The organism is Syntrophomonas sp. UBA1041 (genome assembly GCF_002316705.1).
GTDB lineage: Bacteria > Bacillota > Syntrophomonadia > Syntrophomonadales > Syntrophomonadaceae > DTU019.
In genome coordinates this window covers 19,624-44,765 of the sequence record NZ_DCEA01000005.1, presented here as the reverse complement: position 1 = coordinate 44,765, position 25,142 = coordinate 19,624, and the positions used below count along the sequence as shown (strand labels likewise).

The following is a 25,142-nucleotide window of genomic DNA, read 5'->3' as shown; positions in this document are numbered from 1 at the left end:
GCGCGGGGCGAAATAACATGAACAAGAAAAGCCCGCCGTTATAGACGGGCCGGGATAGATCACGCTAATTAATTACCTTATCTCCAATTATTAAATCCGGTGTTATGATAAAAACAACCATTTACCGCCTGCCTTGAAGATACAAAAAGATGGCCTGTTAAGCCGGTATGCTCCTTGTGTCAATGCTGCTTTTACGCCTCTGAAAAACCGTTTTCTAAGCGACAGCTGAAGATAAAGGATCATTATTTATTGATTTTTTCTCTGATCGTTTTCATTTCCTGAGCAAGCTCAATAATCGATTTATTCATTTCATTGATGGTGTGATCCAGATTGGGAACATTCGAACATGTGGTAAATGGTGCAGGACAATCGCAGCCGCAAATCGGAGAGCCCCCTCCGCATCCACAGATATCAACCGCGCTGATATGATCTATGATATCCCGGGAATAGCCTTCTTCCATCAATGCGTCCAAACGAGCATTCCAAATTGTTAATGAGCCTTCCACAATCTTTTGTTTGGCGATTTTGATCTCTTGCAATCTTTTTTCATCCATAATACTCAGCTCCTTAATTATTGCTTTTAGAAAATCCCTTCATTGGTTCCCAATGGCAAAATGATCCTAATAATAAAGCAATTGGACCTTTTGAACGCCTCCCTTCTTATTGAAATTTGGCCATGCTGCTGGCAGCTAATTGAATCAACTGAGAATAAGTCGTCCGGGTCATCGGGCAGACCGGTTTTTGTTCCCGAATGGAGGATCTGGGACAGTATTTTCCTTGACACAAAGGATAAACCGGACAAGAATCGCAAATGTGGTTTTTATCGTAGGAATTGGAAACCCACAGATTCCAGCGCAAGGGATCAATTTCGAGTTTGCCGTCGGGCAATAATTTGCCTACATGATTATTGGCATCCTCAAAGGATACCGAACATTTGTAAACGGTTCCATCAGAACCAACCACAATTGAAGATTCTTTGGCGGCATAGCAAACCTGACCGTGCGATTGTAAACTCTTCTTGATCAATTTATCCAAATATCCGTAAGGAAGATATTTTTCGCTAAGATCCATTTCAATGACTTTGGCAATATCCGGTTCACACACAGCTATGTTCTCATCATTGGGGCCTCCATATTTGCCGATGGGGCGGAGATACAGACCAAATCTGCGATCGTTTCCAAATGTTTTAGAAAGTGATGCAAAAAAATCTTCCATCAGCGGAATCGATTCGTCATTGAAATTTATGCGCAGCGAAACCGAGAAATCATGATCGCTTTGCTGCATCTGCAATAGATTATTGTAGATGGTTTGAAAGGTCTTGCCTCCGCCTGCCAAAATACGGGTGGTATCATGGCACGCCTCGGGACCGTCCAATGTAATTTGAAAATCTTTGATCCGGTTTTTAATCAGCTGTTCAAAAACCGTGGGAGTCAGCAGGTAGGCGTTGGTAGTCATGTGGCTATGATATGATACCCCTGATTTGGCGCAGCTGGCCAAAAAGGAAGACGACAGGTCATCAATAATATCGGCAGCCAGCAAGGGCTCACCGCCAAACCAGCGAATACTAAGACTTTTACATTCGGCAGCCTTCTTTTCAACAAATCGTTTGAGACCTTCCACAACAGCGGGTTCCATCCGCCCGCGCCGGTGCGTTTCGTAACAATACACACATCTGAAATTACAATTTTCGTGAGGAAGGATGATGATATCAAAATGGCCGGATTTATTCTCCTTATGCAGTATATCTGTGACATAATTTTTCTCATCAATGCCGGTAGGAAAGAAAAAAAGATTTTGGCAAAGCTCATGGAGGGTATTATTCTGCAGATCATGAGAAAAAATCTCCCGATTCAGCCGCGATTCAATTTTTGCAAAATCCGTAGAGGGAACCAGCGCCAGAGCACCCATAAAACTATTATGGAAAATAGCGTCGCCGGATTCAGTTCGGAATATTACCGTATAGCGTGATAACTTCCAGTTTGGCAAAACAAATTTCCCCCACTCTTTTATAAAAAGTTATTAAACGTCTAAATCTGCCTCTACCTTCCCAGGTAAGAAAAATGCATATAATCGTTTGACGATTTCCAGGCGTTGCCGCCCCACGTAAAGCCATACTTATTAAATGCTGTCACCACATCGCCGTTCTCCGGTATGGAATGAGGACTGTTCGCCGGAGCCCAGAAAGAGCCGGCTACAATCGTTCCGCTGCTGTTTATCATATAATTTTCGTTCGGATTGATGTCAACCGCCAGACCCCAATTGTGCTCCGAAGTGTTGCCTGAACGCCAGGCATACCCTTGAACGCTATATATGGGGAACTTCTCCTGCCCTTCAAATATTTCCTTGAATACTGATTGGAACAGATCCGCTATAGCCTTATTGACTGTCAAGTTAAGCTTGGCAGGATATTTTTCTCCATTTGCGCGTAGCTGCCATACATCGATTGAAATAGTGACCATGTTGGCTTGCGCTTCCGCAGCGCTTTGATACACCTGCTTGTCTGTTGAGCCAAAGACCAGCGTATATTTTGCTTCATTAGACCCCGGTTCCCGCAGAGGATCTATCGATGATTCCTGTCTTGAGTCTCTATGATATCCTCTACTGCCGCCCATATTGTTAAATAGCGATTTGTTAACAGTTCTTTCTTCGCCCCAGACATACACATTCGTCTTATCTTCATTGATATCGGATTGGAAATTTTCAATTTTGATATTTCGGTCATATTTCTTTACCCGGGTTTTACCCTTGAGAGTCGAAAATGGTTGCGCTCCATGATCGCTGACGCGATTCGGATTGACCATGGCATAGACATTGATAATCCTGTCATTATTGCTAAAAGCCGGAGGGATGCCGCCGCTGTGATTGCCTGCCAAAGGGTATTCATTCCCGGCGGGATATGCAAAGGCAGGTGCAGTCCCCGAAATAATCAGGGTAAGGGTTAATGCAGATCCCATTAAAAGCTTCTTCAAATCCTGCAAAATATTTTTCTCCTTTGCTACTATATTTTTGCGGCCAAGCATGGCAGCCGGCCGTGTCTTGTTCCATCTCATGCCTAAGCTACAATAAAAGGAATGATTTGGCGTATTCTCTTTTAAAAAATATTTTTTGATCATGTCTTTATGGAAATAAAAAACAAGCATCTGTTGAAGCATAGACGCTTGTTTACATATCATCTATGATTCGGCAGTCTGGCAATCTTGGCCAATCGCTTTAGACCCAGGACTTTGCGGCCCATCCTTTCGGAAGGTGTGCTATTATCGTCACAAATCTTATTCATTTCGCTTTGAGGTCAACATTAGCTCTTAATTGATTAAAATCTTCTTCTTGAAGGCAGCGGCATCGACTGTCATCATCCCGGCCTGCTTCAACTGCATCGAGAATTTTGCTGCCAATATTTTAACATATTAGGACTTAAAGGCATATAAGTTAAGGATACTATTATTTTATAAATAATATAGGACTAAAGAACTAAATCATGTTTGACAAGCCGGGGTATAACCAGTCCGCCTGTGCGATCATCTCTTTAACCAGGTTTGATATATTCTCCGGCTGTGGCATAGTTTCAAGATTTTTAAAGGCTCGCCGATGATTGCGCGGATTCTGAAATAAGGATGCATCGAGTCCTTGGAGTTTTATGATAGAAGATTACCCGGGGTACGGCTTATCTGTACACCTGCTTATTGACTGGCGCTCAACCATATGGCACTATAGATAAGGTGGCTTACTGTGTCTTTCAAGACCATTGTAATTATGGCAATCCACGGATCTTATCCGGATGACCAGACCAAACCCGGCTGCGGCGAACCATTCCCACCGGGCCCAGGTTTATTGCAGGTGCAGTAATTTTAATATTTTGTAAATGGGACGGAGAGTGTTTCCCGATCGTTTATCGTAATGAAAGAAGTATTGATGATGAATAGAAGCTTTTCGAATCTAGGTATCTCGTCTCCTATTTTGAAAGCCCTTGACGATATGGGCTTTAAGGAACCAACAGAAGTGCAGAGCAAAGCCATTCCACATGGTTTGAACAAGGAAGATCTGATCGTCAAATCTAAAACCGGCAGCGGCAAAACTGCGGTTTTCGGTGTCACCATGCTGCAGATGATCGACCCCCGGGCGGATGAACCCCAAGGCCTGATTCTTACGCCTACCCGGGAACTGGCCGTACAGGTGGACAGTGATCTCAAAATGATGTCCAGGCACCTTAAGCACAAGACCACGGCCATTTACGGACAGCACAGTATGCAAATCGAAATTGAGGCCCTGAATAAGGGGGTTTCTATTGTTGCTGGAACACCGGGCCGGATTTATGATCATATTGGCCAGGGAAATCTGGTCACGAAAAAAATTCGCTTTTTGGTTCTGGATGAAGCGGATCGTATGCTGGACATGGGATTTCTGGATCAGGTAGTGAGAATCATTAAAACCCTCCCTAAAGACCGGGTGACTTTTTTGTTTTCGGCTACCATTCCCCCCGAGGTCCGCAATATCTGCCATAATTTTATGAAAAATCCGGTTACCATCGAGATCGAGTCGCCGATCAGCACCGTGGAAACCACCGAACAATTATATTACCGGGTCAATCACAATGAAAAAAACACGCAATTGAACCGTATTCTTCTGATGGAACGGCCCGAAAGCTGTATGATATTCTGCAATACCCGGGCCAAAGTTGACCAGGTGCAAAGATTCCTGGCTCGAAAGGGCTATACCTCCATGGCCTTGCACGGAGACATTCCCCAAACGCGGCGCATGAAGACCATAGATAATTTTAAGCGGGGAGGCTTCCCTTTACTGGTGGCTACGGATGTTGCCGCACGAGGTATTCATGTGGATGACTTATCCCTGGTGATCAATTATGATGTTCCCAATGAGAAAGACAGCTATGTGCACCGCGTCGGACGCACCGGGAGGGCGGGGCAATCCGGGCGGGCCATCTCCCTGGTTACAGGTGACGATATCATGACTCTTTATGAGATAGAAGAGCATATCGGGGTGATGATCCCTGAAGCGGAGTTGCCATCCGAGTCTGATTTGCGTGAACAGCGGGCTGAGGCTGAGAAATGGAAACAGGCCAACCAGCAGAAAATCAGGCCGCCCCGGCCAGCTTCGGAATCAAATCCCCAGGTTAAAAAAAGGCGCTCCTCTTCCGGCAGAAAAAGGCCAGCCCGCCATAACCAGGATCGCCATGAACAGCCTGGTTCAGTAAACCATGAGCATAGACCGCCCCGGAGTGCCGGAAAAATTCAAACTCCTAAGGAGGTTAAACCTGAAAAGGTGGCCGCTGTACCGGTTCCCAACCAGTCCCCCAGGATTGAAGGATCTGTAAAACCGGTTGCAGAAGCGGTTCAGCCCCAGGAGCCCACCCCAAAGGTGTCAGTTCTGCAACGTCTGCTGCAGCGTTTCTTTGGCAAGCCTGCAGGGAAATAAAGCGCTTCAATTGAAATAAAGAACAAATGACGGTCAGTGGAGATAATATACTGACCGTCACTTATATATAATGGAGGACTTATGAAAGAGGTCATAAAAGTGCGCAACCCGCAGTGGCTGTTCAGGTTTGCTCATCGCATTTGGTCCTGATCTCGCCGGGCCTATATCCTGAATTATGCCTGTTTCAATTGGTTTGTGCGCCAAATTGCACTGTCAACCAGTCTGCTATTTCATCCCTGACCCGGGCGAATGAGTCTAATATCGCCTGCTCGCTGCCCTCGCTCAAAGCGCTGGAGAAACTGTGATGTATAATATGCCAGCCCGGGAAAAAGGGGCAGTTCTCCTTAGCCCGGTCACAAACGGTTACCACATAGTCGAACTCTACATCCTTGAATTCCTCTATACTCTTGGCCCGCAGCGCGGAGGTATCCACTCCCTTTTGTGCCAATACCTGGAGTGCGAAGGGATTGACCCGGGAAGGCTCAACTCCGGCGCTATAAGCTTCGAACCTGTCTCCGTAAAGCATACTCATAAGAGCCTCGGCTAATTGCGACCGTCCCGAGTTCTGCTGGCAGATAAAGAGTACTTTCTTTTTAATTGGAATCTCCGTCATAAATGTTCTCCTTGGCGTTGATTTAGGCGGCCATGGCCGCAATAATATCATGAACGGGCTATGACATTGATATCCACCCTCCGGCCTTCAACCATATATATGACCATCTCCCCCACGTTGGTGGCATGGTCTGCAATCCTCTCCAGGTGGCCGGCCGTAAGCAGCAAGGAGGTGGCCTGGGGGACATGGCCTTGATCACGCATCATATATGAAAGTAGTTCAGTGAATACCTCGTTATACAAATACTCCACCTGCTTTTCCATATCCACCAGGCTCATGGCCAGCGACGAATCCCCATTAATGAAGGCCTTCATAGCGATGATAACCATATCCTGCGCGATCTGTGCCATCCGGGGTATATCTATCAACGGTTTCATGTAGGGCTCTTCGTATAGTTTAATGGCGATTTTTGCGATATCCTCAGCATGATCCCCCATGCGTTCGAGGTCCACGATAATGCGTAAAGCTGTGCCGATGAAGCGCAGATCCTTGGCCATGGGTTGTTTCAATGCGATCAGGCAGAGGCACTTTTTTTCGATTTCCAGCTCCATCTGATCAATCATATCGTCACGAATGATAACTTGCTGGGCTAATTCCAGGTTTTTCTCAGTCAGGGCACGGTTGGCCAATAAGATCTGTTCTTGCAACAGAATGCCCATTTTGAGTATGTCTTCTTTCAGTACCTGCAGCTGATATTCCAATGAGTCGACGGACATACTGAATATTCCTCCTTCATAATCAAAGCATGAAATTTAACCGAATCGGCCGGTAATATAGTCTTCTGTCTTTTTATTAACCGGATTGACAAACAATTCCCTGGTACGATTGAATTCTATTAAAGAGCCATTCAAGAAAAAACCGGTATAATCAGACACCCGCGCCGCTTGCTGCATATTGTGGGTCACGATTACAATGGTATAGTTATTCTTGAGTTCTGCGATCAGTTCTTCAAGTTTGGCGGTAGAAATGGGATCCAGAGCCGAGGCCGGCTCATCCATCAGGATAACTTCGGGGTCGACCGCCAGCACCCGGGCAATCACCAGACGCTGTTGCTGGCCTCCCGACATTCGCGCTGCCGGCGAATTAAGCCGACTCCCCATTTCATCCCATAGGTTGGCGGCCCGCAGGCTTTTTTCCACGATCTCATCCAGCTGACTCCGGTTCTTGACGCCATGTATCCTGGGGCCATAGGCTACATTCTCATATACTGACATAGGAAAAACCGAGGGTTTTTGGAAAACCATCCCGACCCGTTTTCTCAAACCTACCACATCGACGTCTTTATCATATATAGGAATTTCGTCTAAGTAAACCTGACCGCCGATAGTAGTTCCTTCCAGGAGATCGTTCAATCGATTCAGGGTGCGCAGAAAAGTGGATTTTCCGCAGCCGCTGGGGCCGATAAGGGCGGTGACCCGGTTGGCCTCGATATTCATATTAATTCCGTGGAGGGCCTGATAATCTTGATAGAACACATTCAGGTTCTCACTTCTCATTTTAAGTTGGGCATCCATCATATTCCTCCCTGTTTAGCGCACCGCCTGGCTGAATCTCTTCAGGCTGAGATTGGCCAGAAAGTTTATTATTATTATTAAAATTACCAGTAATAAAGCGGTGCCAAAGGCCCTTTCGGTTGAAATCCCCTCCATGGCCATTATATATAAATGAACCGACATGGTTCTGGCCGGATCTGTAGGAGCTAATGGCATCCCCAGAGAACTGCCGGCGGTGAGAATGATGGCTGCGGTTTCACCCACCGCTCTGCCGATGGATAAGATGATACCGGTTACGATGCCCGGCATCGCCGCAGGCAGTATAACTCTGCTCACCGTCTGCCAACGGGTCGCCCCCAGAGCCAGACTGTTCTCCCGGTATTCCTGAGCTACCGCCAGTATGGCTTCTTGAGCGGTGCGGGTGATGGTGGGCAGGATCATTATAGCCAGGGTCAGGCTGCCCGATAGTATGGACCAGCCCAAATCCAGGAATATAACAAAAAATACAAACCCAAATAAGCCGAATACTATCGAGGGAATACCGGACAGAGTCTCCGCGGTCAGGTTCACCAGGCGGGCAAATTTACTATGGTTGGGGGTATATTCCTGCAAATAAATGGAGCTTCCTACTCCTACCGGCACCGCAAGCAACAAAGACAATGCCGTCAGGTAGACTGTGCTGACGATGGTGGTGGATATTCCCCCCGCCCGGCCCGCCCTGCGGGGAGGCTCCAGGATGAAATCCAGGCTGATACTGGAGATGCCTTTGAACGCCACGTAGCCGATGATACCGGCCAATATCGCTACTATTATTATCCCTGCTGACCAGAAGGCCGCGGTGATGATGCGATCCTGCCATCTATTTCTTGCCATTGATGTCACCTGCCTTAGCCACCCGGTTGACAATTAGGTTCAAGACCACGATAAAAATAAACAATACCATCCCGGTTGAAAAAAGTGCAGCTTGATGATCACCGCTGGCATAGCCCATCTCCAATACTATATTGCTGGTCATGGTTCTCACCGGAGCCAGGATGCTGGCCGGCACAATACTTGAATTGCCTGTTACCATCACCACCGCCATGGTTTCGCCTATAGCCCGTCCCATACCCAGCACAACAGCGGTAATGATCCCTGAACGAGCCGCCGGAATAATAACCTTGGCTATGGTTTGATAATGAGAAGCTCCCAATGCCAGCGAACCTTCGGTATATTCACGGGGAACCGCCTGTATAGCATCCCGGGAGATGTTTACCACTGTGGGCAGAATCATAATCCCCAACACGATAGCACCGGCTAAAACGCTCATGCCGTTTCCGCCCATATGTTCACGAATAAAGGGCACTACCACCAAGAGCCCTACGAAGCCATAGACAACTGAGGGTATTCCGGCCAATAGTTCCACCAGACTGCCTAGCAGCTGGCCTATGTGGCGGGGTGCGATTTCGGCCATGAAAACCGCCGTGGCCAACCCCAGGGGAACCGACCATATCATGGCGGACAGAGTCACGGCCAAAGAACCCACCACCATTGCCCCAATTCCAAATATACCTTTGGTGGGACGCCAATCGGTATTAAACAAAAAATCTGCCCACCCTACCTTCAAAAAGACCGGCAGTCCTTTGCTAAATATAAACAGGGTTATAATGGCGATTATGATAATAAAGAGGGCGGCGCTCACGAACAGGGCTTTCTCGATAAATATCTCATTGTAGCGGGCTTCTGCGCCTCCGTATAGCCTGTTCATAGCTCCTCCTATAAGCTTACCGGCGGCTGGGCTGCCGCCGGATTTAATGGGTAATTCGCTTGATGAGGAGATGATAGGTCTACTCATCTTATTTGCTTACAGTGATGGCGCCTTCTTCAACTATCAATTGTTGTCCCTGCGGGCTTAGAACGTAGTCGATAAAGGCCTTGGCCAATCCGCTGGGTTCGCCTTTGGTCACATAGATGAAAGGCCTTTGCAGTTTATAGGTGCCATTCTTCACATTGGTTTCGTTGGCTGCAATTTCGTCCACCTGCAGAGCTTTGACTTCCTGGTTGAGGCTGGACAACGATACATAACCGATGGCATTCTTGTCGCCGGCCACAGTGGTTCTAACCGCTCCGGTGGAATTCTGCACGATGGCGGTGCTGATTATGTCTTTTTTGTTCATAACCAGGCTAGTGAAGGCCTCCCTGGTTCCCGAACCATCTTCTCTGGTGACTACGGTGATGGGTGCGTCAAGGCCGCCCAGCTGCTTCCAGTTCTTGATATTGCCCAGGTAGATGTTCATTACGTCAGCGGTGCTTATTGAAGAAATGGCATTGCTGGGGTGTACCACTATGGCGATGCCGTCCAGGGCAATGATAGTGTCCACCAGGCCTTTGGCCTTTTCTTCACTGGTTACCGACCGGGAAACCGCGCCTATACCCGCAGCTCCTGAGACCGCAGATTCAATGCCCACACTGGAGCCGCCTCCCTGTACGTTGATCTGTACCTCTTTATTGGCAGCCATAAATTCTTCGGCAAGCAAATCGCTGAAAGGTTGAACCGAAGTAGAACCAGCCACTGTCAAGGTGCCGCTAAGGGCAGGAGTCGGCTGCTGGGGGGGGGCAGAAGCTTCTTGCTTTCCGCATCCGGCAGTTGCCAAAGCGCCAAACATTAATAATCCCGCAAAAAATACAGTGCCGACTTTCTTTACTCTCGATAATCTCATGAATACGTTCCTCCTTTTATAATGCCTTACTTTTATCATTAATAGGATAAACGATCATTGTAAAGGATAATCGGACCTTACATCTCGCCAGGGTAATTCTTATGTAAAGATTGTGTAAACGGCACCAGAAAATGTTTTTTGTAGAAGTTACTGCTTGAATAAGGTTACCGAAAAGACGGTGCCTGTGCCTATGGTGCTCTCTACCGCTATCTGACCATGGAGGTTTTCCACCAAATGCTTGACGATCGCCAATCCCAGCCCGGATCCTCCGGTTTTCCGGGAACGGGCCTTATCGACCCGGTAGAACCGTTCGAAAATACGGGGGAGCTCTGCTGCGGGAATGCCGGTACCATGATCTTTAACCTTGATAATGACTCTGTCAGCAGATTCCTCCAGGATTAATTCGATAATGTTCCCCTCGGAGCTGTATTTAATGGCATTGTCCAGCAGGTTGATCATAATCTGTTCGATAAGCTCCGGGTCACTTTTTAGATTAGCCGCCTCTCCGCGATCATAATAATTGATCGTTATGTTTTTTAGTCCGGCCAGATTATTCATCCTGGCCGCCGTTGTCGCCATCAAACTGTTGAGGTCTATTATTTGCATATTCAGGCTGACCGGTTCCGACTCTAATTTGGACAAAGTCAATAAGCTATTGATTAAATGGGTTAAACGCTGGGCTTCATCATAAATAATGCGAGTAAACTCAACCGCATTGAACTGGTCTGAAATGCCCTCATCCAATAGAGTCTCTGCAAAACCGCTGATGGCCGAAACCGGGGTCTTCAACTCGTGAGATACATTGGCCACAAAATCTTTGCGCACCTGTTCCAGACGCTTCATTTCAGTGATGTCATTCAACACTAACAGTATGTCCTGACTGGATACGCCATTATTTATTATTGGCACCACATTGGCTTCAGCTATGTTTCCCCCTCTGGTGTGCAGCACAATACTGCGCTTAATCGACTGAAGGCTTACTTTGGCTTCGTCTATCATGCAGAGCAGTTCATAGGCGGCGATGGACTCAGTATAGTTACGGCCTATAAAATCCTCTCCCAATCCCAACAGCGCAACAGCAGCAGGATTGGCATAAATCAAGCGCCCGTCATGACCGATAAGCATAATGCCGTTAACCGTATTGCTTAAAATCGCTTCCAGGCGATTTTTAACTTCCGAAATTTGATGCAGGTTTTGTTCAATATGCTGGCCCATGTTATTGAAAGCATGGGCCAGTACCCCCAGTTCATCATCGCTGTGTACAGATATGCGGCGTGAATAATTGCCCCCCGCCATGTCCTGGACAGCCGCAGCAATCTCCAGGATAGGCCGGGAAAAATACGGGATGACTAAAAAACTCAATATCAATGCCAGTATTCCACAGCCCAATCCGATCCCCAATATTCCTAGCAGGGCGTTTTTGTAGATATCCTGCAGATCAGCCAGGGGCATCGCCATGCGTACAGCGCCGCTGTTTTCACCATCGGAAAAAGGCACCGCGACATAGAGCATATTCATGTCCAGGGTGTCGCTGTAGCGAATTTCTACCCCGGTTTCCCCATGCAGGGCGGCATAGACTTCGGGGCGGCTGCTGTGGTTGTCAAGTTGGCCTGGAGATACCTCTGAATCACCCAGGACGATCCCCTGGGAATCAATGATAGTGACCCGGGTCAGGGCATCCCTGGCAGCAGTCAGACATATATCCTGATAGCTGCGTTTTACGCCGTCCGCCTGAGTCCGGTATCTGGCCATATCGGCCGTCAGATAAGCCTCTTTGGCCAGCCTGGATTCGAGGTTGTGCAGATAATAGGTTGTGAATTGAAAGTAACCAAGTCCGGAAAGCAAGACCAGCAATACTAGAATGGTGGCGAGGAAAGCCGCGAACAGCTTGCGGTGATAGCTCTTATTCATCGTCGTTTTCCTCAAATTTATAGCCAACTCCGCGCACGGTTTTAATAAATTTAGGCTGGTTGCTGTCTGTTTCTATTTTGTCGCGCAGCTTGCTGACCTGAACATCCAGAACCCGGGATGATACTCCGGCCGGAGAATCCCACAGCACTTGAAGAAGGTATTCCCGTTTCATAACCCGCCCCCGGTTCTTGAGAAAAAGCGAAAGCAGCTCGTACTCTTTAAGCGTCAAAATCAGACGCTGTCCGTGGTGGTAAATCTCATATTGTTCGGGTCTGATCTCAAAGCTGCCGATGGTGATGCTGGCCGGAGTTGCTTCGGCCTCAGCCCTGCCCCCTCTCCTGCGTAAGACCGCCTTGACCCGGGCGGTCAATTCCCGCACACTAAAGGGTTTGGTCACATAATCATCGGCCCCCATTTCCAGACCCAGAACCCGATCAATTTCATCATCCCGGGCAGTGAGCATGATTATGGGTGTCTGCAGGTTGGCCCGGCGTATTTCCCGGCAGATTTCCAGCCCGTCTTTGCCGGGCAGCATTAAATCGAGAATGATGAGGTCAGGCTGCTCCGTGTTGATAAGGTGCCAGGCCTGGTCGCCGTCAAAGGCCGCAACGGTTTCAAAGCCGGCTTTGTTCAAGTTGTATGTAATCAGCCGCACCAGGGCTTCTTCGTCATCCACTACCAATATTTTTTCCATACGCTCAACTCCAATTATGGTGTGATTGGGCCATCAACTAATTCGCTTGTATTCATTATGCTATATTTTGGGCATTTACAACAAGTTGCTGAATTAAGGATATTTTCCCTAATATTGCTGCCGTCTTATATTATTTTAACTCATCCGGGGTTAAAATGCCGGGGGATCAGGCCGAGATATCAGTACGTCAGAGCTGGGGTGATAAGCTTCGCCAACAGCATAAAGGAGGAAGCACTATTCCTATGGCTTCCTCCTTTGTCCTCGGTTAATAACGTATCCCGCCCTGATTGAATACAAACCTCAATATTTTACCGCTGCCTTGAATCCATGCAGAAAATCATTTATTAAATTACAATCTTTTCAACCAGGATCCAATCGCAACTCCTATTGCCAAACCCAGAAATCCTCCAAATACCGGTCCAATTTGATCTAAATATATGATCCCCAGGGTTCCGCCCATGGCTGCTCCGATAAAATGACTATTATAACGCAACTGGAAACGGTCTTTCTCGTTCTCCCCGTCAAACCGGTTGGTTTCTAAAGCCTGATTATAAGCTTGCCACATCGAATATGAATAAATGCAGGGATAAAAAAGCAGCCATTGATAGTCCACGGTCTGAATGGCCAAAGCAATTTGGCCTCTGAAGGAGTACAAGATGGCAAGGTTTAGATTAGCCTTAACATTTATCATTAATTCCAGGGTGACCAGAACCAAGCCAATAATATAATCCCGGTTGTAAAACTGCCCAAAACCCGGAAGACATAACGACCATAGCATAGCTATGGTGGGTGAGCGATTAATCTTCATCAAATAACTCCCTGTGTTTTTCCTATTGTCCCTCAGTCAGGCCGTTAATATCCGCATTCTCCTAGAGACTACCAAAGGCCGTCAAAAAGACGACAGACGGCGTGAAAACTATTCTGTGGGTTTTCAGCCGACCCACTTACAGCCGATTTTCGGCTTTTATTTGGGGCGGAGGCTAGCCTGTTGACCGGAATAACTCGTTCCTCTCCACTTTAGAAAATTAAATCGTAATTTCGGGACTTTTCATACAGCTTAACGACCTTTTCACAACAGAATCCGGGGTCAAACTTGCCCGGGTGTCGCTGGGCGGAAAAAACACAGCGTTTGCAGGTTTTTTATATCAGCTTGAAGCCATAATTCTTTACCCATTGCTGCCAGCTCAAAGACCTGAATAACCTGTTCCCATCTGCCCGGGTCGGGCAAATAATGGGCCAATATATTGTAGCCCGGATCAAGTTGAGCGGGGTTGAAAATAGTATTTTCCTTCCCCGGGAAAAGCGCGACATAAAATATTCCGGTCTCTACCAGGTCCTGGAAGAAATGAGTGCCGAAGGAAAGATCGGGCATAAATCCCCCTTCATCCTGAGCCACTTCAACCAGAACCACGGCATTGCAGATTTCCGCGAAAGTTACCGGGATTCCCAGCGAAGGGGTGGTGGTTCCCCAACGCCCGGGACCGATGAGCAGGTAGGAACTGTCGTCGCGCTCTTTGAACAAGCGATTCAAGCGCCCCACCAGGCGGGCGGCCTGATATTTATCGTTGACGCTGAGGCGGTGATAGGCGTCCGGTTTTACATATAATATTCGTTCCAGCTTCTGCTGCTGGCCGGGTCCCATGGTATTGCCGCGGGTGGCGAATAAGAGGTCTTCTGCCTTGTAGTCGAGGTTCAATAGGCGGTCGTCCTGATTCTTGATGGTTTGCAGGGGGCGGCACTGCAAAAGGCTGATGCGGAATCCCCCTTTCCTGTCGAAATTAACCGTGAATTCTGTATCAACCGGATTAGAATAGGCTCCCTCCAGGGTTTGCAGCAGGGTGCGCATCAATTGGGGGAAAGCCCCTTTGAGAAAACCTTCAAAAGAGAGTATCCATGCTTCGGGAGCAATTCTGCCCATCTGCCTGAAGCGGTATATTATATCATGGTCAGGAGTGGCCACCGTCTTCCACCAGGGCAATTCTGATTTCATCTTCACTATCTGCGAGAGATCAATGGTGGTGAGAACGTTGTTTTGTATATCAAGCACGTCGGCTTTGCGCTGCGAATAGTGACTGGTATCTGCCGGATTAGAATCGGGGCGCAGGATGGGCTTATCTAAAGCCAGAATACGGGGATAATCGTCATCGACTCTGTCTACCGCCCGAGTCCCTAATCCGAGCACCAGGCGTACCATGCCGGCCTGCGGGTCCATATCTTCCCGCCAGGTATAAGAGTTATGAGACATAGCCACCCCGGCCAGGTCGGGAAAGAAATAGTGCGACCGCAGTGAGCCCGACACCCGCTGCACCAGCAGAGCCATCTGCTCATCACTGTCGGCCATGCCCCGCAGTAGTCGATAGGCTAAGGCATCCTGGTTCATGGTGCTGGCGTATATAGATTTCACGGCCTTCTCAAAATTAAGATAGCGTTCCTGAGGATTGCCTTGATTGACGCAGAACACGCTCTCATATTTGCCGGCGAAAGCGTTGCCGAAGCCGTCTTCCAGCAGGCTGCTGGAGCGTACAATGATAGGCGATTGGCCAAAATAGTCGAGCAGCTGCTTAAACTGATCATTAACGACTTCAGGCATAGTGCCGTTGATAATTCGATCTTTCAAGGGTTCGGCCAGGGTGAAATAATTTTCCGGTAATCTTTGCTGCTGGCGAAGCTCCCAGCAATTGTTTTCTACCAGGTAAGTATAGTAAACGTCCGATCCGATATAGAATGAATCATGAGGCTCCAAATAGTTGGACCAGTCGATGTCCGAATCCTTTTCCAATATCTTGCTGGCCAAAAGCATTCCTACGGCTTTACCGCCGATAAAACCGGAACCCACCAGACGATTGCGCATCTCCAGGAAATCCTCCAGAGAAAAATACCTGCGGGCAAGGCTCAAGATGCGCTCATCCCGGCCCAAGAGCATGCGGCATAGCTTCTCCACCATGGCTTTTTCCTTTTCGCAATAATCGGCCGCTGTCCGGTTTTTTTCCTCCAACAGGTTTTGCACATTGAGGAAAATCCGATCCCAGTAATCGATCTTGCGTTCTACGTTGCCGGGTCCCTGCAATTGGAAGCGCGAAAGATACTGGGCAGTCTCAGCGCTGCTGGTAATCGGCACAAAGCTATTGCCCTGAGAGATATGCGGTAAGAACATGGTTGGTGAGTAGCGGTTCCAAACCTTGAGTGGATGGATGTAAATATGGTCCTCAAAGCGGAAGATATCCAGCAAAAGCTGCGTGGTCTCCCGTATACGGGCAATGGTGGCATAAGAGTTGCGGTTCTTGATCAGCGCGAAATAGGCGATGGTGTTTAATTTGAATAGATATGGACAGGTCACCCTGAAAAAATTGCCTATCATAAGATCTGTGACCCAGGCGGAGAGCAGATCGGTAAGACTGTCAAATACATAATAAACCCTTTCGCCTTCTTGAGTGGCTATAGTGTGTACCCGGCTCGAAAAGGACTCGAACCCCATATTGGCATCCAGCTGATACTCTTTGATTTTGGGGTCAGAGGGGAGCAGCGGAGCATGCTGGCCAAAACGCAGATATACCACGGTTATATTTTTGGCTTTGGCTGCTTCCACCAAAGGAATCACCATATTCTGATACTCTTTTATATCCTCAACCTGCCATACCACGTTATCTCCCCAGCGCAGTCCGTCAAGAATCATATCCAAGCCCGATATGCCAGTAGAGGCACGATCAAATCCCCAATTCATAGCCATTCTCCTTTCTAAGCAGAAAAAGCAATCCAATTCAAAAATCCCTGGGGGATCAAGGAACTGCATTGCTCCAACTTCATTATATTTACCTGTGAGTCAGGTATATTTGCATCAATTATAGCACGCTAAATGCTTTGTGGGTGGGGTTGGGCCTTAAGAATACTGGATGCAATGGAGGCCTCGTGAACAAGGCCTAAATTCAACAAGGTGTTGCCTTGATTCCGCAGCTATTGTAGTGCCGTTTAAGTCCGCTCCCTGGCCTATCCGCTTAAGCCGGAGATCTTTGGCGCTTGTCAAGAGTTATAGCCTTGTTATCGATGAAGCTCCCGGCCTGTCAGACATAATCAATTGAATAAATTCATGCTGAGTCTTTATTGATGTCTTGGGACAATATAACCTCGTGGGAAGCTTTTCATCCGGCCAGGGCCAACCATTTCAGGGTGAGCGCATTACATTTGTTAGGCTCAAAAAGGACAACATCGATCCGGAGGCCAATTGATGTTGCGCCACAGGCTTTCCTATTGTACAGTCAAATAGAATCTATGGTCATCTGCACGACCGGGGCAATAAGCAGTTTCAAAGGAGTGAGAAATGGATGCCCGACATTCTGCCCTACATAATTTTAGGATTATTGGCCGGCATTTTAAGCGGCCTCATCGGGATTGGCGGAGGTATTATCATTGTGCCGGCCCTGGTACTTATATTCGGATTGACTCAGCAACAAGCGCAGGGCACCACCCTGGCGCTAATGATACCCCCGGTAGGACTATTGGCAGCCTGGACATATTACACCCGGGGGTTGGTTGATCTGAGAATTGCAGGTCTAATCGTCATCGGATTTTTCATAGGTGGTCTGCTGGGAGGCAAAATAGCGGTGGGATTGCCTAACCACATTCTGCAAAAGATTTTTGCCGTAGCCCTGTTTCTGGTCGCATTGAAAATGTTCTTCGACAAGTGAAAACGGACTAATCCATGAAAAAACGGCAGTAATGGATCTTATGTGATATATATGAAGCTCTAAACTTATGCTTATCTCTCTGTATCTTATTTTTACATTATTCTACATTATTTTAGTCTCTTTTATAAACGCTTGTTTATACGATAAAAACAACGCTTCTTGCTCAGCGGATTTCCCGATATTTGGATTCAACCTCTAAAACAGCCCGTTATTCTCGTCATAATCCCGAAGATCGCTAAGGCCCTGTACACGACCATGGTTACTCCGTATTGAGCAAATGCGCATAATATTCCCCTGTCATTATTAATCGTATCCAAACCGATGATCTAATATTAAAAAGCTGAGATTATTAATATCACTAAATGAAATTCATTATTTTTGATTATTTATAATTATAAGGATCGTCTGGGATATAATAAACATAACCTGAAGTCATAACTCCCTTGGTTCCAAACCTGACAAGCAGGCTTTTTTAGTATAGCCAGTGCCTTAGGTAGCGGTTTTAAAAACAGTACTAAATGAATTGGAGTGATTATTATGCCGGATTTCGGAAACTCGTTTTCGGGTAACGCCAGGGATCGCAAGCTGACTGAAGCCGAGTTGATAAGGGCTATTCGTTTTATGGTAGCCGCTGAATATGAGGCCATTCAACTCTATATGCAGCTGGCCGAGTCAACTGATAATCAGCTGGCTATCGCTGTATTGAAAGACATCGCCGACGAGGAGCGGATACATGCCGGAGAATTCCTGCGATTATTGAAGGAACTCGCTCCCGACGAAGAGGCATTTTATAAGGAAGGCGCTGAAGAAGTAGAAGAAGAGATCGAAAAGCTAAAACAGAAATAACCGGATCTTGATTAATGAAGGAGCAGAGAATCTGCTCCTTGGCAGTTGTCTGTTGCGGTTTGGCACGTTTTAAAAGTCCGGGTCCTATGCCGGTTGTGCCGAAGATGACACCAATTGTAGCGACAGTCACTCTCGGGCGGCATGGCTGATGCCGCGCCATGGGGAATTACAAGTATCTCCAATTTTACGTCCATCACTGTTGTGGCTGCGGTCTTGCCAGCCAGGCCGCAGCATGCATTTTATTATCAAACACCCGGAAATGACTGCCTTGGTTGGCCTCGAGCATCATCTCTTTGAACCGGCCTTCCCCTATCCGGTCTGTATCCATCACCAGCGCGGTTTTAATGTGATAATTCACCAGCTTCTGAAGAATGTCCCCGGCTACACCGCTCTTGAGGTGAAAGAAGTCCGGGCTCAGATTATCCTCATATAACATGACCAGATTGGTATCATTTTCGTGACATATAACCACTAACTCCAACGCATCCTGGGCATCCTCCACACCATCACTGCCCGGGATAACCTCGATAAACTTTCTTTCACCCTCATGATTTACTCGATAGTCCACATCAATCTCTCCTTCAATCTTTCCAATTACTCAAATCGTGCTTTAACTGTCCTACCCAATTCAATTCGCTTTCAAATTTTGCGCTGATATTTTCGGATATCATGTTCCACAAATATTCTTCCCGGGGGGTTCTCCTGGGGGCCGCCCTCCCCCGCCGCTCTTTTTCTTTATGCATGAGCAGCCGCAGCTTCAATTCCTCTTCATACCGCTCCAAGAGGGTGTTGATCTCCTCATTACTCAACTGATCTGCCCAGGCCAATTGAATAAGGAACTTATTGCGCAGCTCAGGCGGCTCCGGGTTTGCAGATACCCAGGCCTGCAGTGCTTTGGTCCCTTCCCCGGTTATAGAATATACCTTCTTAGCGGGGAGAGACTTCTGATAGTGGATCTCGTTAGTAACCAACCCTTCATTGTGCAGCTGAACCAGAGTCCGATAGATCTGATTATTATTGCCTGACCAATAAAAAACTGTAGAATCCATAAATACCTTTTTCAAGTCATATCCAGTAAAGGGCTGCCAGCTTAACAGGCCCAGGATGGCATATTTGATGGCCATGTTATCCTCCGTTTCAGCCTTACAATTCCTGAACACCATAGGTTATATTTAACATATGTTATAAGGGGTGTCAAATGGTTTTAAGAATGCTCCTAAGGGTCAGGGAAATACTAATTAAGGATACAAGAATTATGAAGGAGACAAAATCATTGAAAAAGATTGCCGGGGGCAGCTCGAGCACATGCCCAGAAAGGAAGAGGTATGTCTGGATAAGATATTTTAACAAATGATTAAGTTGGATGATCCTAATATGGGGTTTATGCCCTGGCACATACGCCTACTTCTTTTTCAATTTACCTTCCGCTTTTCCCTCATTTTCAGCAACTCTGAACTTCACTATCCTTTTGATAAGCTCATCAGGCAGTGGTTGGCCCAGAGGAAACTGTACCGCGCCTTTAGACCCTTTATATTCTGATAATTCCTTCTTAAATGCCTCGATTGCGCTGGGAGTTGGATAAAACCCGATATGCTTTTTGTGGACCGCAAAATAAACCAGATTCCCGAACAAATCATAGGCGGGCATTTGATAGCTTATCTTTTCTGTGGCGCCAGGTGCTGCCTCTTTTATCACCTTTCTCAGCTTTTGCAGGATATCTTGAATATCAGCAGGAAAATTCGCAATGTATTCATCCACAGATTTTACTGTCGCCTGGTTTGTTTCCATCAGTGATACCTCCGGTTTCGCTTTGATGCTATAATACCATTAATCAAACCCAGCTTATACATCATACCGGAGAGATAAGGAGGACTTGTTATGGCTGATAGTATTCATTCTGCCAGGGTGAAAAAATGTGCCGAACTTATGACAAAACATGATCTGGATGTTTTATTGCTGACCAAGCCTTCCAATATGTTTTACCTGACTGGAGACGGCCGGCTATGCTCTTACGCTATGATAACGTCCAGAGGTGAAGTAGCGCTCGGGGTTCCCTCCACCGATATCGAGGATGTAGCCAAAACGGCAGCATTCGATAAGATAGTCGGTTTTGAAGATGAAGTCGGCATGATTCACTCTATCGCCCATTATTTTAAAGAATTCGGGATTTCCAAAGGTTCCATGGGTATTGAAAACACTTTTCTGACCATGTCAATGCAGGGTATGCTCACCCACCCTCACGCCAAGCCAGAGCAAGTGGCGGCAAAAGATGCCACTCATCTGTTGTCACAATTGCGTTTGGTAAAAGAAGCAGCTGAGATCGAGTTGATGAAGGAAGCAGCCCGGGTGGCTGATATCGGTATGCAGGCAGCCATCGATGCGGTTGCGGCTGGGGTTACTGAAAGTGAAGTGGCTGGTGCAGCTGAATACGCCATGCGTCGTCACGGAGCGGAAGGTTTTTGGCGCAGCTATGTGGCGGCGGGTCCACGGACCAACATAGCCCACGGCCTGCCTAGCAACAGACGTATTGAATCAGGTGATTTGGTGATGATCGATATTCATCCCATAGTCAACAATTATAGTGCTGATCTTTGCCGGATGGTATGTGCGGGTACACCAAGCACAATTCAACAAGAGGTCTATGACCTCTACCTGCAGGGCTTACTGGCAGCCATCGCCAAGTGCAGTAATGGTGTCGGTATGGTCGAACTGGAGAACGCCATGCACGATATTTACAAAGCGGCCGGTCATAAGGACCACATTTTTGGACCGGCTATCCACGGTACCGGCATCGATTTCGAAGAAGCTCCGCTGCCGCCCGGTCATGCCTTCTTCCATGGGGAAAAAGCGCCGGATCCGTTGCAGACCAATACCGTTATTGCTGTCGGTAACTGCGGCTTATACTGCGGTTCGTGGGGTATTCGCATCGAAGACACGGTTGCAGTGGGAACTGCCGAACCTGTAGTATTAACTAATTATCCGCGCGAATTAGTGCGCAAATAAATCGGTAAACCTGTCAATAACAATTGAATCTCCTTAAGAGCTATTTCTATTGACCGGGAAAGGTATGAATATCTTTGCCGGTTTTCCTTTGGGATTTGTACTCTAATCCGGGGGGATTAATTATGAATCCTCTGCATTCCTACCCGCAAGTATTTTTCGGCCAGATCAACATAGAGCTGTTTGCCCCAGGTCCATAGTTTAAGATCTTTCTCTTTTATTTCCCGTATGGTCCTGGCCGGGTTGCCGGCCACCATCACTTTATCCGGAATTATCTGATTCATCTTAACAACCGCTCCCTCGGCCACGATGGCCCCAATACCTATGCGGGCTCCGATACTGACTACCGCACCCATGCCGATAACGGCCCAATCGCCAATAACTTCGGAATGGACTATGGCCCCATGACCGAATGTAACCTGGTTTCCGACCCTGCTTATCAAATCCGGCGCCACATGAATGATAACCCCTTCCTCCACCGCCGTTTCCGATCCGATCTCAATCCGGCCATAATCACCGCGCAATATGGCTCCATGCCCGATATAACATCTATCGCCTATTTTAACGTTGCCTATAACGATGGCAGTTTCACTTACATAAGTACCTTCCCCTATCTCCGGGGTGTAGCCATTAAAAGCATAGATCATCTAAAAACCTCCGCATCTTCACCGTATATTGTGTTAAAGGTATTTTCCTCCACCCACATGAGTTGGAATTATCAAGTAAATTACAGATTTGCCTTCGATCACATCGTCGAGCGGCACACCACTCAGGCAACAGAGCTTTTGTGCTACAGGATAATTGAGTTAATGGCCGCATCCATCATGATGCTGGTGTTCCTGGCATACCGATCCGGTAGAAATCAAATCGCCTTGGAGATACGCTGTCACCGCAGCTCTGGCGTCACCGCCAGCCCCTACGATTACTTGTATCCCTTTTTCATTGAATATATCTATGGCTCCACTGCCTATGCCCCCGGAGATAATTACATTGACCCCTCTGTCATTCAGAAAGTTGGGCAGAAATCCCGGCCGGTGCCCGGGGTTGGCGATGGTTTCGGAAGCGATGATCTGGTTGTTCTCAGTATCGAAAATCATAAAACTCTCACAGTGCCCAAAGTGCTCCGTAACCTTGCCATTTTCACTCGCCACCGCGATTTTTAGCATTTTTCTTCCCTCCAATTCCGCTAATTCTCTTGCCGCAGCTTCCAGCCATTTAGCATCATATAATTCAATCGTGCCCTGGTCGCAGGCTGCCGAAATCTCTGGATCAATGGGCAGCTTGGCCAGGACTTTCAGATGATGCTGCCTGGCAATCTCGTCGATATGGCTGTCGCCGAAAATCTTATAATCCTTACCATTATCGGGACAGGTGAAATATGACATGTTTTCCACCAGACCGATAATGGGTATTTTCATCATTTCAGCCATCTTGACTGCTTTGGATACGATCATTGAGACCAGCTCCTGGGGTGAAGTTACGATTATAATGCCGTCCACTGCTATGGATTGAAACACTGTGAGCGGCACATCGCTGGTACCGGGGGGCATATCGATGAACATAAAATCGACATCATACCAGATCACATCGGTCCAGAATTGTTTTACCGCCCCGGCCAGCATGGGCCCCCTCCAGACTACCGGGTCGGTTTCATCATTCAGCAGCATATTTATAGACATGATCTCAATTCCGGCCTTGCTTTTGGCTGGCAACAGGCCCAGGGCATTGCTGCTTGCTTTCTCTTTAATGCCGAAAGCCTTAGGTATAGATGGCCCGGTTACATCGGCATCCAGTATGGCGGTTTTAAAACCTTTCCGGTTCATACAAGCCGCCAGCATGGAGGTAACCAGGGATTTCCCTACCCCTCCTTTTCCGCTGACCACTCCAATCACTTTTCTGATATGGCTGAGTTCATGGGGCTGCTCCAAAAAGTTGGTTCCGGGTTCTTTCCTCTCGGCACATTCATCACTGCAGCTTCCGCAATTCTGATCACAATTCTCGCTCATTAAATCTACTCCTTTACATCAATTTAGTAAGTTGCTGGGGCTGAATATTGTTTTTTATTTAATCACTGCCTTGAAAGAGCAGTCTCATCGTCTCCTCATAAACCCTCTTAACAGCGCGCCCGGATATGCAGTCCACATCCACAATGGTCTGGCCGGTATTTATTGCCTCGGCCGCGTCGGCATCAAACGGTATCCGCCCGGCAAAAGGAATATTGGTATTTTCGCAATAGTTTTCAATAAATTCGGTTCTAGTCAAATTTTGATCGTATTTGTTTACACAGACCATCATTTTGGTTCGGAAAGCCCAAGCTGTTTTAATAATGCGTTCCAGATCGCTGATGCCCGACAATGATGGTTCAGCAACAATCAATACCATATCGACCCCGCTCATGGAAGCGATTACCGGACATCCAATGCCTGGAGAACCGTCGATAATCGCCAGTTCAGTATCCACTCCGGCCGAGTTTAACTGCTTTTTCACCTCGGTGACCAGTTTCCCTGAGGCGCCGTTTCCCATTCTAAGCTGGGCGGTGGAAAATAAGGCGTCATTTTGATACAGCCTCAGTTCTCCGGCCACTGCCGGCCGGAGCGATACTGCCCCGTATGGGCAGAGCACCTGACAAACTCCGCAGCCTTCGCAGGCGTAATGGTCCACTCTGTAATCCGCTTCAGCGATTATGGCATCAAAGCGGCAATGCAGCCGGCACAGGTCGCAGCGAATACACAGACCTGCATCAATGACTGCTTTGGGCAATCCGCAGTAATCGCTTCTTTCGGGTTCAGAAGGGTGATGCATGACCAGATGTAAATTGGGTGCGTCAACATCGCAGTCGGCATAAGCTCTGGCAGCGGACAGCTTGATAAACGCGCCGGCGATGGTAGTCTTGCCCGTACCCCCTTTCCCGCTAAGGATTAAGAGCTGTTTCATAGCGCAGCCTCCCTCTTCACTATCCGCAGCAATGATGAGAACAGAGCCCGATACTTGGCACTGACTCTAGCCGCTATCAGGGCGTTGGAATTTAGTGTGGCAAGTTCCCGATCGAAGGGAAGCTTGCCTAATATGGAAATGTTTTTATCTTCGCAGAATATTTCCGAAGGATTTACAGTTTCCAGGCATTTATTTAAGACCGCCCCATGCGGTTTACCGAACAGCTTTACCAGCTCATACACCATATTTAAGTTGTGAACGCCGAATAATGTGGGCTCTGCCACCAGGATGCAATAATCCGCCTCTTTGATGCTTTCCATGACGGTACAGGCGCTGCCGGGCGGGCAGTCGATGAATATAGGATCGGTGTGCACGAGCTCACTATTGCTCAACATCCTCTTGATAATAGGGATTCCAGATGGTTCGCCGATATTTAACACCCCGGTATGGACGGCAACATTATCCGCAATACCCCTCAGGACTTTGCCGATAACCTTGTCTTTTTCCGTCAGGATATGCTCCGGGCAGAGTAAGAGACATCCCCCGCAAGAATGGCAAATATTTTCGAACACTTTCAATCTGCCGTTGACATGCGCCAGGGCATTGAACTTACAGAAATCAACACAGATGCGGCATCCGATGCAAATTCGCCCTTTTGCTGAAGGAACCTTAACCGCAATGTCTTCAGTTTCAAGAACTTGAGGCTTGAAAAACAACAGACCATTAGGTTCTTCTACATCGCAATCAATATAGGTGGATGATTCCGCTGCCGCAGCCAGATTGACTGACAGCAGGGTTTTGCCTGTGCCGCCTTTGCCGCTTAGCACAGCAATCTTCATG

Annotated in this window: 24 protein-coding genes and 1 riboswitch; of the genes, 4 read left to right on the top strand and 20 right to left on the bottom strand. The window is 47.5% G+C overall.

Features of this window, described 5'->3' with window-relative positions:
- Positions 1 to 242: 242 nt before the first annotated feature.
- The 3 genes from B2633_RS01405 to B2633_RS01395 form a co-directional block, all read right to left on the bottom strand.
- Positions 243 to 554: a hypothetical protein gene (locus B2633_RS01405; RefSeq protein WP_483168758.1), complete on the bottom strand. Its 312-nt coding sequence runs from the start codon at positions 552 to 554 to the stop codon at positions 243 to 245.
- A 106-nt stretch (positions 555 to 660) separates the two neighbouring features.
- On the bottom strand, positions 661 to 1,986 hold the full coding sequence (locus B2633_RS01400; protein WP_483168757.1) for a radical SAM protein: 1,326 nt from the start codon (positions 1,984 to 1,986) through the stop codon (positions 661 to 663).
- A 53-nt stretch (positions 1,987 to 2,039) separates the two neighbouring features.
- Complete coding sequence (locus B2633_RS01395; protein WP_483168755.1) at positions 2,040 to 3,152, bottom strand: M15 family metallopeptidase; 1,113 nt, start codon at positions 3,150 to 3,152, stop codon at positions 2,040 to 2,042.
- A gap of 27 nt (positions 3,153 to 3,179) precedes the next feature.
- A riboswitch (cyclic di-GMP riboswitch) is annotated at positions 3,180 to 3,263 on the bottom strand.
- 631 nt (positions 3,264 to 3,894) lie between these two features.
- Here B2633_RS01395 and B2633_RS01390 point away from each other — a divergent pair.
- On the top strand, positions 3,895 to 5,430 hold the full coding sequence (locus B2633_RS01390) for a DEAD/DEAH box helicase (protein WP_483168754.1): 1,536 nt from the start codon (positions 3,895 to 3,897) through the stop codon (positions 5,428 to 5,430).
- A 184-nt stretch (positions 5,431 to 5,614) separates the two neighbouring features.
- Here B2633_RS01390 and B2633_RS01385 read toward each other — a convergent pair whose 3' ends face one another.
- The 10 genes from B2633_RS01385 to B2633_RS01340 form a co-directional block, all read right to left on the bottom strand.
- Positions 5,615 to 6,043: an arsenate reductase ArsC gene (locus B2633_RS01385; protein WP_483168753.1), complete on the bottom strand. Its 429-nt coding sequence runs from the start codon at positions 6,041 to 6,043 to the stop codon at positions 5,615 to 5,617.
- A 47-nt stretch (positions 6,044 to 6,090) separates the two neighbouring features.
- Positions 6,091 to 6,759: a phosphate signaling complex protein PhoU gene (phoU, locus tag B2633_RS01380; protein ID WP_481038913.1), complete on the bottom strand. Its 669-nt coding sequence runs from the start codon at positions 6,757 to 6,759 to the stop codon at positions 6,091 to 6,093.
- A 36-nt stretch (positions 6,760 to 6,795) separates the two neighbouring features.
- Complete coding sequence (gene pstB / locus B2633_RS01375) at positions 6,796 to 7,557, bottom strand: phosphate ABC transporter ATP-binding protein PstB (RefSeq protein ID WP_481043166.1); 762 nt, start codon at positions 7,555 to 7,557, stop codon at positions 6,796 to 6,798.
- A gap of 15 nt (positions 7,558 to 7,572) precedes the next feature.
- Positions 7,573 to 8,409 carry a phosphate ABC transporter permease PstA gene (pstA, locus tag B2633_RS01370; RefSeq protein WP_481038911.1) on the bottom strand — a complete coding sequence of 279 codons (837 nt, stop codon included), beginning with the start codon at positions 8,407 to 8,409 and terminating at the stop codon, positions 7,573 to 7,575.
- A complete protein-coding gene (pstC, locus tag B2633_RS01365) occupies positions 8,396 to 9,283 on the bottom strand; it encodes a phosphate ABC transporter permease subunit PstC (protein ID WP_481043164.1) in 888 nt (295 codons plus the stop codon). Before pstC ends, pstA begins: the two co-directional genes overlap by 14 nt.
- 88 nt (positions 9,284 to 9,371) lie before the next feature.
- Entirely contained in the window at positions 9,372 to 10,235 is an 864-nt protein-coding gene (locus B2633_RS01360) for a phosphate ABC transporter substrate-binding protein (protein ID WP_483168752.1), read from the bottom strand.
- A gap of 147 nt (positions 10,236 to 10,382) precedes the next feature.
- The gene (gene pnpS / locus B2633_RS01355) at positions 10,383 to 12,146 is read right to left on the bottom strand and encodes a two-component system histidine kinase PnpS (protein ID WP_483168751.1); all 1,764 of its coding nucleotides are present in this window, start codon (positions 12,144 to 12,146) and stop codon (positions 10,383 to 10,385) included.
- Positions 12,139 to 12,840 carry a response regulator gene (locus B2633_RS01350; RefSeq protein WP_481038905.1) on the bottom strand — a complete coding sequence of 234 codons (702 nt, stop codon included), beginning with the start codon at positions 12,838 to 12,840 and terminating at the stop codon, positions 12,139 to 12,141. Before B2633_RS01350 ends, pnpS begins: the two co-directional genes overlap by 8 nt.
- Positions 12,841 to 13,189: 349 nt before the next feature.
- The gene (locus B2633_RS01345) at positions 13,190 to 13,648 is read right to left on the bottom strand and encodes a hypothetical protein (RefSeq protein ID WP_483168750.1); all 459 of its coding nucleotides are present in this window, start codon (positions 13,646 to 13,648) and stop codon (positions 13,190 to 13,192) included.
- Between the two features lie 279 nt (positions 13,649 to 13,927).
- On the bottom strand, positions 13,928 to 16,561 hold the full coding sequence (locus B2633_RS01340) for a PEP/pyruvate-binding domain-containing protein (RefSeq protein WP_483168749.1): 2,634 nt from the start codon (positions 16,559 to 16,561) through the stop codon (positions 13,928 to 13,930).
- A gap of 598 nt (positions 16,562 to 17,159) precedes the next feature.
- Here B2633_RS01340 and B2633_RS01335 point away from each other — a divergent pair.
- On the top strand, positions 17,160 to 17,522 hold the full coding sequence (locus B2633_RS01335; RefSeq protein ID WP_483168748.1) for a TSUP family transporter: 363 nt from the start codon (positions 17,160 to 17,162) through the stop codon (positions 17,520 to 17,522).
- A gap of 537 nt (positions 17,523 to 18,059) precedes the next feature.
- Positions 18,060 to 18,368 carry a ferritin family protein gene (locus B2633_RS01330; RefSeq protein WP_481038898.1) on the top strand — a complete coding sequence of 103 codons (309 nt, stop codon included), beginning with the start codon at positions 18,060 to 18,062 and terminating at the stop codon, positions 18,366 to 18,368.
- A 193-nt stretch (positions 18,369 to 18,561) separates the two neighbouring features.
- On the opposite strand, the gene B2633_RS01325 is transcribed toward B2633_RS01330, so the two are convergent.
- The 3 genes from B2633_RS01325 to B2633_RS01315 all read right to left on the bottom strand — a co-directional run bounded on the left by B2633_RS01325 (position 18,562) and on the right by B2633_RS01315 (position 20,156).
- Positions 18,562 to 18,936, bottom strand: coding sequence for a DUF4180 domain-containing protein (locus B2633_RS01325; protein ID WP_483168747.1), 375 nt, complete (start codon positions 18,934 to 18,936; stop codon positions 18,562 to 18,564).
- Between the two features lie 13 nt (positions 18,937 to 18,949).
- Positions 18,950 to 19,492, bottom strand: coding sequence for a helix-turn-helix transcriptional regulator (locus tag B2633_RS01320; RefSeq protein ID WP_483168745.1), 543 nt, complete (start codon positions 19,490 to 19,492; stop codon positions 18,950 to 18,952).
- Between the two features lie 277 nt (positions 19,493 to 19,769).
- The gene (locus tag B2633_RS01315; protein ID WP_483168744.1) at positions 19,770 to 20,156 is read right to left on the bottom strand and encodes an iron chaperone; all 387 of its coding nucleotides are present in this window, start codon (positions 20,154 to 20,156) and stop codon (positions 19,770 to 19,772) included.
- Between the two features lie 90 nt (positions 20,157 to 20,246).
- On the opposite strand from B2633_RS01315, the gene B2633_RS01310 reads away from it, so the two are divergent.
- Positions 20,247 to 21,371 (top strand): M24 family metallopeptidase, encoded by a 1,125-nt coding sequence (locus tag B2633_RS01310; RefSeq protein ID WP_483168743.1) that lies wholly within the window; start codon positions 20,247 to 20,249, stop codon positions 21,369 to 21,371.
- Positions 21,372 to 21,487: 116 nt separating this feature from the next.
- On the opposite strand, the gene B2633_RS01305 is transcribed toward B2633_RS01310, so the two are convergent.
- From B2633_RS01305 to B2633_RS01290, 4 genes are all read right to left on the bottom strand, one after another.
- Entirely contained in the window at positions 21,488 to 22,015 is a 528-nt protein-coding gene (locus B2633_RS01305) for a gamma carbonic anhydrase family protein (protein WP_483168742.1), read from the bottom strand.
- Positions 22,016 to 22,174: 159 nt separating this feature from the next.
- Entirely contained in the window at positions 22,175 to 23,374 is a 1,200-nt protein-coding gene (locus B2633_RS01300; RefSeq protein WP_483168740.1) for an iron-sulfur cluster carrier protein MrpORP, read from the bottom strand.
- Positions 23,375 to 23,432: 58 nt separating this feature from the next.
- The gene (locus B2633_RS01295; RefSeq protein WP_483168739.1) at positions 23,433 to 24,302 is read right to left on the bottom strand and encodes an ATP-binding protein; all 870 of its coding nucleotides are present in this window, start codon (positions 24,300 to 24,302) and stop codon (positions 23,433 to 23,435) included.
- Positions 24,299 to 25,141: a nucleotide-binding protein gene (locus tag B2633_RS01290; RefSeq protein WP_481038883.1), complete on the bottom strand. Its 843-nt coding sequence runs from the start codon at positions 25,139 to 25,141 to the stop codon at positions 24,299 to 24,301. Before B2633_RS01290 ends, B2633_RS01295 begins: the two co-directional genes overlap by 4 nt.
- Position 25,142 lies beyond the last annotated feature (1 nt).